Here is a 10,094-nt window from a genome sequence, read left to right as displayed (position 1 = left end):
TTTTAGTTAAAAGCTGTCCAGCCCTTCCGACAAAGGGTCTACCTGTTTCATCTTCGCTTGCTCCCGGACCCTCTCCAATAAACATTAATGTTGCGTGGGGATTTCCTTCGCCAAAAACAACATTTTTTCTTGTTTTTGCTAAATCGCAAAGATGACAGTTTAAAACTATTTTTTTTAACTCTTCCAAAGAGTTAGGCAGATTTTGAGTATTATCCTCTGAAATTTCTATAGGGTCTATATAGTCATATCCGAGCCATTTTAGATAAATTAGGTTTTTTAATATCTCTTTTTTTTGAAGATCGTTCATAAAAAAATGATATCTTAAAAGTAGTTAAAAGTAGCTAAAACGGGCAAAAGCCCGTTTTTATTATTCGGTAACTTCAACTTTTACAGGGTCACTTTCCCAAAGTCCATGTTTTGTGCAGTAGCTCATAGCAGTTAAAGTAAGGTTTTTTTGAGGTATAATATAAAAATCTACCTCTACTTGACTTTTTTCGTTTCCAAGTGTTCCAGGTGTAAAAGATGCCTCTCCAAGAAGTCTCTCTCCATCCCATAATTGAACATAAGCAATATAATGGTCAAAATCATCAGGATGAGAATATTCATTTCCGACTTTAACTTTTACTTTAAATTTTTCTCCTTTTTTTGCAGTGCTTTCACAATGAACAAAAGGAGAGTGTCTATCAATATAATCTTTTTTAGATTCTCTTTCTACTTCACTGATATCTACATATCTATTTATTTTTGGCATTTTGGCCTCCTTGTTATTTTTTTGTCACACCAATATTTTACCTGAACAATATTAAATTAGGATAAAAATAGTCTTATTTATTTTTTTTTAAAATTTATTTTTCAAAAGATTTGATTTGGCTTTTTAAAAGAAGAGCCAATAGCTCTTCTTAAACTATATTTACGGAAGTGACATTATGTTTTAGTCCAAGTTCATCTGGAGTGCATCCAAGAGCTAGACCTATGAGTTGAGGAAGATGTAAAACCGGAAGATTTATATCTCTTCCAACCTCTTTTGATGCGGCATGCTGTTTTACGTCAAGATTTAGATGGCAAAGAGGACAAGGGGTTACCATCATATCTGCATCATTATCTATCGCATCTACTAAAGCGTTTCCGCTTAGTCTATTGGCTGTGGATGGAGCCTGAAGGTCAACATGAAAACCGCAGCATCTGTTTTTGTGTTCATAATCTACGCTATTTCCTTCCAAAGCCTCTATTAAATCATCTAAACTAGTGGGTGCGTATGCAGATTCTTTAGTTTTATTTGTATAATGATGTAGTTCACTAGGTCTTATATTGTGGCATCCGTAAAAAGGTGCTATATTGAATTGACTTAGAGGTTTTACTACTTTTTGCCTTATTTTATCAAGACCGTAATCTTCAATAAGTGCGTATAAAAAGTGTCTTACACTTACTGTTCCTTTATATTCAAGACCAACTTCGTTTAATTTTTCGTTTACTTTTGCTTTAAGTTCTTCATTTTCATCAAGTCTTTTTTTTGTTAATGCCGTATTTAGTTGGCATGTATTACATATCGTTATCATGGGAAGATCCAGTTTTTCAGCATAACAGATATTTCTTGCGTTTAAGACTAAACTTAAAAAATCATCAAAATCTTGGAGATGGCTAGCTCCACAGCAGCTTGCTTCATCGAGTAAAACTATTTGGATATCAAGTTTTTTTGCTACGGCTAAAGTAGATTTTAAAAGTTCTGGTGTACTTTCTCTTGCGGTACATCCTGTATAAAGTGCATATTTTAAACTCATGATTTACCCTTTAAAATTTTGCTGTAGACGAGATTTGAATAAGTTTTTTTATCTCATCTAGATTTTTAGATTTTGGCATATTCCATGGCATAACTATTTTGCCTTTTTTCCACATCGCATAAGCTTCCGGAATATGTTTAAAAACGGCAAATCCTTCACTATAAGCTACAAGCATACCTTCATCTAAAATACCATGTTTTTGAATAGAGTGTTTAAATCCAACCGCATGGCGACTTGCAACGTTGTTCTCAACAACACCTTCTGAAAATAGCTGATTGTGAAGTTTTGTGATTTTACTCATAGGATCAATCTCTTTTGGACAGGCTTCGGTGCATTCAAAACACTTAACACAATCCCAAACTCCAACTCCAAGTTTATCAACTATTTTTAATCTATCCTTTTTATCATTATCTCTTACATCTGCGTTAAATCTATATGCTTTAACAAGGGCTGCAGGACCAAAATAGTCTTCATTTGCTTCATTTACAACCGGACATGCATAATAGCAGCAACCGCACTGAATACAATAGTCGGCCTCTTCTAACTTTTCCGCTTCTTTTGGTGTTACTATATTTTCACTTTCTGGATGTTCGTCGATTTGGGCTACAAGATATGGGATAATACTGTCATGTTTTTGCCAAAAATCGCTTTTATCAACTACCATATCTTTAATCGCTCTTTTTTTGGAAACTGGTTCAAATGTAAGTTCGTTTCCAAAAAGTTCTATCATATCGACCATTCTCTCTTTACAAGCCAATGTGCTTCTGCCGTTTACTTTAATAGCACAGCTTCCGCAAATTCCGTGCCTACAACTTCTTCTATATGTAAAACTTCCATCATGTTCCCACTTGATTTTATTTAATACATCAAGGACTACGTCTTCTTTATTTATCTCCATTTCGATAGTATCATAGTGGGGAAGATAATCTGTTTCTGCGTTAAATCTAAACACTTTTAAAGTTACTTTCATATTTTGCCCCTATTAATATTTTCTCTCTTGAGGTTCAAATTTGCCAAGCGTTACATCCATATAATCTAATGTAATATTTCCATCTTCATCCATATAAGCTAAAGTATGTTTTAGAAAATTTTCATCGTCTCTTTTTGTATAATCTTCTCTATAATGAGCACCTCTACTCTCTTTTCTAGCAATCGCACCTTCAACGATAAAAGCGGCATAATCAAGCATATGCCCAAGTTCTATAGCTTCTTGCAAATCGGTATTGAATGTTTTTGATTTGTCATCGATTCTAATATTTTTAAATCTCTCTCTTAACTCTTTTAAGATCTTTTTCTGTTTCAATAAAGACTCTTCGGTTCTAAAAACACCGGCATTTTCAAACATCGTATCTTGAAGCTCTTTTCTTAAGTTTGCCGTTTTTTCGTTGCCGTTGTTTGTAAGCAAAAACTCCATCTCTTCAAGCATTTTATTGGCTTCTAGTTTTCTTGCCTCTTGGCAGCTTATTTTTTCTAAATCTTTTGCTATGGTTTGCCCTACATGTCTTCCAAAAAAGAGAGCCTCAAGCAATGAATTTGCGCCAAGTCTATTTGCTCCGTGAACGCTAACGCACGCACACTCTCCAGCAGCATAAAGACCTTCAACAAACTCCTCTTTATTTTTTCTTACATGTCCTTCTATATCTACCGGAATTCCACCCATAGAGTAATGAGCCGTGACAGTTATCATAATCGGCTCTTTCACCATATCTTGACCTAAAAATGTGATCGCAAGATCCCTAAGTTCAGGAAGTCTTTCCATTATCTTTTTTTCACCAAGATGCGTTAGATCAAGATAAACAGCCATTTTATCTGGACCAACGCCTCTGCCTTCTCTGATCTCGTTTGCTATAGCTCTACTAACAACATCTCTAGGTGCTAACTCCATTTTTTCGGGAGCATATTTTTCCATAAATCTCTCACCAAGTGAGTTATATAACTTTCCTCCCTCTCCTCTAGCAGCTTCACTAATCAATATACCGCTACCCGCTAAGCCAGATGGGTGAAATTGAACAAACTCCATATCTTCCAAAGGTAGTCCGTGCCTTGCAAAGATACTTAAGCCATCACCTGTGTTTGCATGGGCGTTAGAGTTTATTTTAAAGGCTCTTGCATAACCTCCAGTTGCAAACATGACAGCCTTTGCATTAAAAATTGCAGGTTTTGAATCTCTTAAATTGTAAGCAACGACTCCGTAAGCTTTAGAATCTTTATATAAAAGATCTGCCACATACCATTCATCCCAAAACTCAACCCCTTCTCTTAAGGCTTGTTCATATATTGTTTGTAAAAGAGTTAATCCTGTTCTATCTTTTGCAAAACAAGCTCTTGGTTTGCTTTGTCCGCCAAAGGGTCTTTGAGCTATTTTCCCCTCATTAGTTCTGCTAAATGCGGCTCCCATTCTCTCTATCCATCTGATAGTTTCTGGAGCTTTTGAACACATCAGTTCCACAGCGTCTTGATCGGCTAAATAGTCGCTTCCTTTAATAGTATCAAACATATGAAGTTCTACATTATCCTCTTCGCTTAAGGCTGCGTTTACACCCCCTTGAGCAGCTCCAGAGTGACTTCTTAGTGGATGAAGTTTAGTAAGAACTAAAACGTCATATCCATTCTTTTTTAGCTCTCTTGCAGCGGCACATCCTGCAAGACCTGCTCCAACTATAACAACATCTTTTTTAATAATAGGTATATCCATCCAAATATTCCTTATGATGAAATTTTTTTGATTATATCATTTCAAAAGATAAAAAAAATTAAAATATTTTCAAAGATTTGATTTAAGAGCTCCTTTGTTACAATACTTATCAAAAAGGAAGTTATAAGGTGAACAAAGAGAGTTTTTTTATAAGTTTATTTAATAATAAGTTTATTGGCGACGATGGGGCAAAAATAGATGATATTATCTATAGTATGGATGCCTTTAACGAAGATGTTCATTTTAAAAGGGATTGGCTTAATTTTTTTGAAATAGGCCAAAAGGCGATGCTTGTAAATATCTCTGACGCTATTGCTATGAACGCAAAACCAAAATATGCTCTTTTATCGGTTGCTCTTCCAAAAGATATAAAACCTATATATATGGAAATGTTGGCTGAGGGCATAAAAAAAACGGCAAGAGATTTTGGTATTGAGATAATTGGCGGTGATACCGTGGCTTCAGATAAGATAGATATCTCAATAACCTTAGTTTCTCAAAATAAAAAAGCAATATTTAGACGTCCCATAAAGAGCGGATATTTGTTGGCCTATACCGGAGATTTGGGAAGTGTTCAAAAAGATTTAAAAAGACTTCAAAGAGGGTATAAAGTAGGCAAAAATTCAAAATTTAAAAAGCCTATCATTAGAAAAGATTTTATGAGAAGGGCCAGTAGGTATATAAAAGCGGCTATGGATATAAGTGATGGACTTTTTGATGATTTAAATAAGCTCTCAAAACTAAATAGGATTGGATTTAAATTTTTTAAAAAAATACCTAAAAGGGTAGGTTGCAGTGCAGAAGAGTATGAACTGCTGATTGCATTTGACAAAAGGGATTTAAAAAAGATTTTGCAAATTTCAAAAAAAACAAGAACAAAAATAACCGTTTTTGCAAAAGCAAAAAGAGCTTCTTATAAAAATATATGTAAACCTCATCACTTTTGAGGATTTGTTAAAATGGTTGAGTGGTTGGGTGAAAGGCTGAAGGTAGAAGGGAGAAGGGGGTAAGGTGGTAAGGAGGTAAGGGGGTAAGAGAGGGTTCAATTTCTAATGACCAATTCCAAATTCCCAATTCCCATTTCCCATTTTCCAATGTCCAATGTCTAATGTCCAATGTCTAATTTGGTTAAAATAGTTAAAATAGTTGAGTAGTTGAGTAGTTGAGTGGTGAGAAAATTAGAAGCGGTTTATAGCCAATTTTTTTAAAGGATGCAAATGGATAGATTATTTTTTTTGGATCATTCGCCGATCAATTTTTATTTTAAATCATCCCCGGAAACTTTTGTGGTAGAAGAGGTGCCTTTATATCCTTTTACCAACGATGGTGAACATCTTATTTTGAAAGTTAGAAAAAAAGATCTAACAACTTGGCAGATGCTTCAAATCTTTAGCGAGCAGGTGGGTGTAAAAGTTAAAGATATAGGATATGCTGGACTTAAAGATAAAAATGCTTTAACATACCAATATATATCCATTAACAAAAAATATGAAAAAAATCTGAAAAATTTTTCACATCCCAATATAAAAATCGTTGAGGTTTATAGACACAAAAATAAACTAAAAATCGGACATTTAAAAGGAAATAGATTTTTTATAAGAGTTAAAAAAGTTATGCCTGTTGATGCTAAAAAAATAGATAATATATTAAAAATAATAGAAAAAGAGGGTATGCCTAACTATTTTGGTTATCAAAGATTTGGAATCGATGGAGACAATTTTGTTTTGGGAAAAAAATTGGTTGAAGGGAAAATAAAAGAAAAAAACAGAAAAAAATCAAAACTTTTTATAAACGCTTATCAAAGTCATCTTTTTAATTTATGGCTATCAAAAAGGATTGAAATATCTAAATTTGCTTGCAATTTTAGTAAAAAAGAGTTAAAAACTCTTCTTGATTTGCCAGGGAGTATGATAGATGAGTTACAAAAGCAGTGTCAATTTTTTAAAATTTTACCCGGCGATATCGCTTCACACTATCCTTTCGGTAAGCTTTTTTATATCGAAGAAGTATTAGAGGAGGCCAAAAGATTTGAGAGTAGAGATATTACGGTTACCGGTCTTTTGCCAGGAATCAAAGCTAAAAGGGCCGTTGGATTGGCTAGAGAGATAGAAAAAGATTTTGATGATGATAGAATAAAAATATTTGGTGATAGAAGATTTGCTTGGGTATTTCCCGAAAATATACAAGGAGAGTATAAAGAGAAAAATGCTTGGTATGAGATGCGTTTTTTTCTACCAAAGGGTAGTTATGCAACAGTTTTGCTTGAAGAGATTGCCCATAGAAGTTTAAAAAGCTAAAGAATAGTTTTTTTTTGATAAAATGAGATAACAATTGAAGGATATAAAGGAGTTTTTATGAAAATAGAGGCAAAAGCAATGTTTTTTAACTCCAAAATGGACTATCTTCCTTATTATAAAACTTTTTATTTAGATATAGATGAGAATGCAAATCTTAAAAAAGTATGCGAATTAATAAAAAAACAAGATTTTAATTATGACTATCTTGATGGCTATTTTTATCTTAAAATAGGAGATAAGGTAGTAAGCAGTTTTATTAAAGTTAAGGATATTGTAAAAAATTTTGGTAAAGAGTTTACTATAGAGCCGGTATCAAAATTTAGATCGATAAACGATTTAATTATCGATGATAAAGATTTTTATAAAGCTTTTGAATTAATTAAGCCTTTTGCAAATAAGCGGGATTTTCAATATTTTAAATCTTTATATGATGTTCATTATGCTTCGGCTACTTTTGAATATTCTTTAGATTATATAGGAGATGCGGTTTTAATAGTGGCTTATGAGATTATCAAAAGAGATGAAAAAAATAAAGATAAAATTTTAAAAGCGATAAGCGAAAATGTTAGCGGACTTTGGGATTGCGAATATGAAAACAGAGTTTTTATGGGAAAAGATTATTCTAATATTATAAATGAGTTAAAAAATATGGCTAAAAAACCGGAAGTTGGATTTTTAGAGAGGATTTTTTATAAATTTTCAAAAGAGGCTAAAGCTCCAAAAATCGATAATATTAAAGGATTGAGTGTTGCGGTTTATTTTGGTGACGAAAAATTAAAATCTATTTTAAAAAATTATGGAGCTAATATAATAGAGTTTTCAAAAGAGAGAGCTTTGGCTGGTCAAACTTTGGTTGAGGTAAATCCGAAAATGGCTTTTAAAAAGGGTGGTGCGGTATTGCTTGATGCTATGGATAATTCAGCTGAGATTTTGGTTTGCGCTAAAGATGAGGATGCAAAATATTTTAGAAGTAATTTTAAAAATTTTGAAAAAACAACAAATAGAGAGATATATTTGGAGATTGTATCTTTTAGCGAAATAGAGTCAATTTTAAAAGAGGAAGTTAAATGAAAGCCGAATATAAAGAAGAGTGTAGATACGCAGACGAAATACATGAAGATACAAAAGAGGTTTTTGAAAAGTGGATGAAAAGATATGGTTGGGATATACCAGAGCTTGATGAAAGTTTGGCCGCAAAACTTATCTTAACAGAGATGCAAAAGGCGTTGAGTGAGCTTGAAGTTAAATATTGCGGAGGCGTTTGCGATACCGAGCCTCCAAGTTGCGAAACGTAAAAATAAAATTTTGTATTTTTAAAGTTTATTTAAAAAACAGACTACCAATTCTTACCATATTTGATCCGCACTCAATTGCCAGTTCAAAATCACTGCTCATCCCCATAGAGCATATTTTTGCGCCGTGAGGTTGTAGTGTTTCAAAAATTTTATAGGTAGTTTCAAAACTTTTTTTGATTAACTCTTCATCATCTGTATGAGCGCCTATGGTCATGACCCCTTTTAGGTTTATATGTTTTGTATTTTCAATTATTTTTAAATATTCATCATAAGCAAGTTCTGGCATTACTCCTGTTTTTGTATCCTCTTTTGCGCTATTTATTTGAAGTAGGCAGTCCATTTTTTTGCCTTTTTTATCAAGTCTTTTATCTATTTCCAGCGCTAATTCCAAGCTATCTAAAGAGTGCATTAAAAAAGGATCTAAATCTATTAAATGGTTGATTTTATTTTTTTGAAGTCTACCGATAAAGTGCCACTCTATAGGAAGATCCATAGTTTGAGAAACTTTTTCTTTAAGATCTTGCACTCTATTTTCGCCAAAAGCTCTTTGTCCAAGCTCATACAAAGCTCTTACTTCATTTGAAGAAACATATTTACTAACGGCTACTATTTTTACTATATGATATTCGCTTACTTTTAGTCTTGCATTTTCTACTCTTTGAATAATTTCATCAAAATTATCTCTAAGTCTGTATTTATCCATTTGAAACTCCCATAAGTCTGTTTATATCGTTATATATCCCAAGCCCCATAAGCATAATAAGTATAAACCAGCCTATCATAGTTAGTTTATATATCATCTCTTCGCTTGGAACTTTTTTTGTAATCCATTCATAAAGATTAAACATGATATGTCCACCATCTAATGCTGGAATTGGAAGAAGATTTAATACCCCAAGATTAACTGAAATTAGAGCAGTTAAAGAAAATAGCGCAACAATGCCCATTTGAGAAGCTTTTGCCGTAATATCCATAATAGATATAACACCTCCGACCTCTTTTAATGGAACAACACCCTCTATCATCTTCTCAATTCCAACAATTATCATTTTGCTTGCGGCTATCGTTTTTTCAAAACCAACTTTTAAAGCTTCAAAAAACGAGTATTTTATCATTATAGTATCTCCAGAAGGTGAGATACCTATCATTTTTCTTTTAACTTTTTCTCCAAATATATTTTTTGTTTCTAAAATTTTTGGATTTACTATTAGGAGTATTGGTTTATTATCTCTTATGATTTTTATTTTTAATGGCCCTTCATATTTTAATATAGCTTTGCTTATATCTTCCCATTTTATAATTTTTGTATCATTAATCATTACTATTTTGTCTTTTGGTTTTATCCCGGCTTCAAATGCGGGCGAATTTTTCATTACATCGCCTACAACCGGAGCTAATGTGTTGCTACCCATCAAAGCTATCGCAAAATATAATAAAAACGCCAAGATAAAGTTTGCAAAAGGTCCGGCAAAAAGTATAACTATTCTTTGCCAAGGTTTTTTAGAGTTATAACTATCTGGATCTGAACTTCTTTTTGTAGGGTCTAAATCGTCTTGCCCCTTCATCTTTACATATCCTCCAAGAGGAATAGCGCTTATAGCCCACTCGGTTCCTTTATAAAACTTTTTGGCAAGTATGGGGCCAAAACCTATACTAAATCTCTCGACCTTTACCCCAAAAAATCTTGCTGCTAAAAAATGTCCAAGTTCATGGAAAAATATTAAAAATGATAATACAAGTAAACTTACCAAAATGCCCATAAAACTCCTTAAACATTATTTTGGAATTAGGAATTTGGAATTGGGAATTAGGTAAAAAATAAAAAAATTAATTCACTAATTCCTAATTCCCGATTCCTAATTACTTTAGATATTCTTTAATATATTCATATCCAGAATAGAGTGTAATTATCACAGCTATCCATAAAAGCAAGTTGCCGCCTGCCCAGTTCATTATCAAAAAGCCTATTGCTATCATTTGAACGATAGTTTTTATTTTTCCCAAAAAAGAGGCTGCTACCTCTTTTCCT

Annotated in this window: 12 protein-coding genes; 4 read left to right on the top strand and 8 right to left on the bottom strand. The window is 32.9% G+C overall.

Features of this window, described 5'->3' with window-relative positions; all coding sequences use genetic code 11:
* The 5 genes from AC30RD_RS03525 to sdhA all read right to left on the bottom strand — a co-directional run.
* Window positions 1–307, bottom strand: a 307-nt coding sequence (locus AC30RD_RS03525; protein WP_489492851.1) for a uracil-DNA glycosylase, incomplete at its 3' end; no start/stop codon positions are given.
* A gap of 60 nt (window positions 308–367) precedes the next feature.
* On the bottom strand, window positions 368–751 hold the full coding sequence (locus AC30RD_RS03520) for a class II SORL domain-containing protein (RefSeq protein ID WP_489492849.1): 384 nt from the start codon (window positions 749–751) through the stop codon (window positions 368–370).
* Window positions 752–899: 148 nt separating this feature from the next.
* Complete coding sequence (locus tag AC30RD_RS03515; RefSeq protein WP_489492853.1) at window positions 900–1,781, bottom strand: CoB--CoM heterodisulfide reductase iron-sulfur subunit B family protein; 882 nt, start codon at window positions 1,779–1,781, stop codon at window positions 900–902.
* A gap of 7 nt (window positions 1,782–1,788) precedes the next feature.
* Window positions 1,789–2,748 carry a succinate dehydrogenase/fumarate reductase iron-sulfur subunit gene (locus tag AC30RD_RS03510; protein ID WP_489492848.1) on the bottom strand — a complete coding sequence of 320 codons (960 nt, stop codon included), beginning with the start codon at window positions 2,746–2,748 and terminating at the stop codon, window positions 1,789–1,791.
* Between the two features lie 12 nt (window positions 2,749–2,760).
* Window positions 2,761–4,473: a succinate dehydrogenase flavoprotein subunit gene (sdhA, locus tag AC30RD_RS03505; RefSeq protein WP_489492846.1), complete on the bottom strand. Its 1,713-nt coding sequence runs from the start codon at window positions 4,471–4,473 to the stop codon at window positions 2,761–2,763.
* A 128-nt stretch (window positions 4,474–4,601) separates the two neighbouring features.
* Here sdhA and AC30RD_RS03500 point away from each other — a divergent pair, with 128 nt between their 5' ends.
* From AC30RD_RS03500 to AC30RD_RS03485, 4 genes are all read left to right on the top strand, one after another.
* The gene (locus AC30RD_RS03500; protein ID WP_489492845.1) at window positions 4,602–5,420 is read left to right on the top strand and encodes a thiamine-phosphate kinase; all 819 of its coding nucleotides are present in this window, start codon (window positions 4,602–4,604) and stop codon (window positions 5,418–5,420) included.
* Between the two features lie 270 nt (window positions 5,421–5,690).
* Window positions 5,691–6,770 carry a tRNA pseudouridine(13) synthase TruD gene (gene truD, locus AC30RD_RS03495; protein ID WP_489492844.1) on the top strand — a complete coding sequence of 360 codons (1,080 nt, stop codon included), beginning with the start codon at window positions 5,691–5,693 and terminating at the stop codon, window positions 6,768–6,770.
* A 57-nt stretch (window positions 6,771–6,827) separates the two neighbouring features.
* The gene (locus AC30RD_RS03490; protein ID WP_489492843.1) at window positions 6,828–7,841 is read left to right on the top strand and encodes a DUF5644 domain-containing protein; all 1,014 of its coding nucleotides are present in this window, start codon (window positions 6,828–6,830) and stop codon (window positions 7,839–7,841) included.
* On the top strand, window positions 7,838–8,065 hold the full coding sequence (locus tag AC30RD_RS03485) for a hypothetical protein (RefSeq protein WP_489492842.1): 228 nt from the start codon (window positions 7,838–7,840) through the stop codon (window positions 8,063–8,065). The genes AC30RD_RS03490 and AC30RD_RS03485 overlap by 4 nt, the downstream gene beginning before the upstream one ends.
* Before the next feature lie 25 nt (window positions 8,066–8,090).
* On the opposite strand, the gene AC30RD_RS03480 is transcribed toward AC30RD_RS03485, so the two are convergent.
* The 3 genes from AC30RD_RS03480 to AC30RD_RS03470 all read right to left on the bottom strand — a co-directional run.
* Window positions 8,091–8,768 carry a YggS family pyridoxal phosphate-dependent enzyme gene (locus AC30RD_RS03480; protein WP_489492841.1) on the bottom strand — a complete coding sequence of 226 codons (678 nt, stop codon included), beginning with the start codon at window positions 8,766–8,768 and terminating at the stop codon, window positions 8,091–8,093.
* Entirely contained in the window at window positions 8,761–9,825 is a 1,065-nt protein-coding gene (gene rseP, locus AC30RD_RS03475; protein ID WP_489492840.1) for an RIP metalloprotease RseP, read from the bottom strand. Before rseP ends, AC30RD_RS03480 begins: the two co-directional genes overlap by 8 nt.
* Before the next feature lie 100 nt (window positions 9,826–9,925).
* Window positions 9,926–10,094: CDP-alcohol phosphatidyltransferase family protein (locus tag AC30RD_RS03470; RefSeq protein WP_489492852.1), on the bottom strand; the 169-nt coding region annotated here is incomplete at its 5' end.

This window comes from Nitrosophilus sp. (assembly GCF_982775275.1).
Note: the sequence above shows the minus strand (reverse complement) of the source record. Positions and strands in the feature narration are given on the sequence as shown.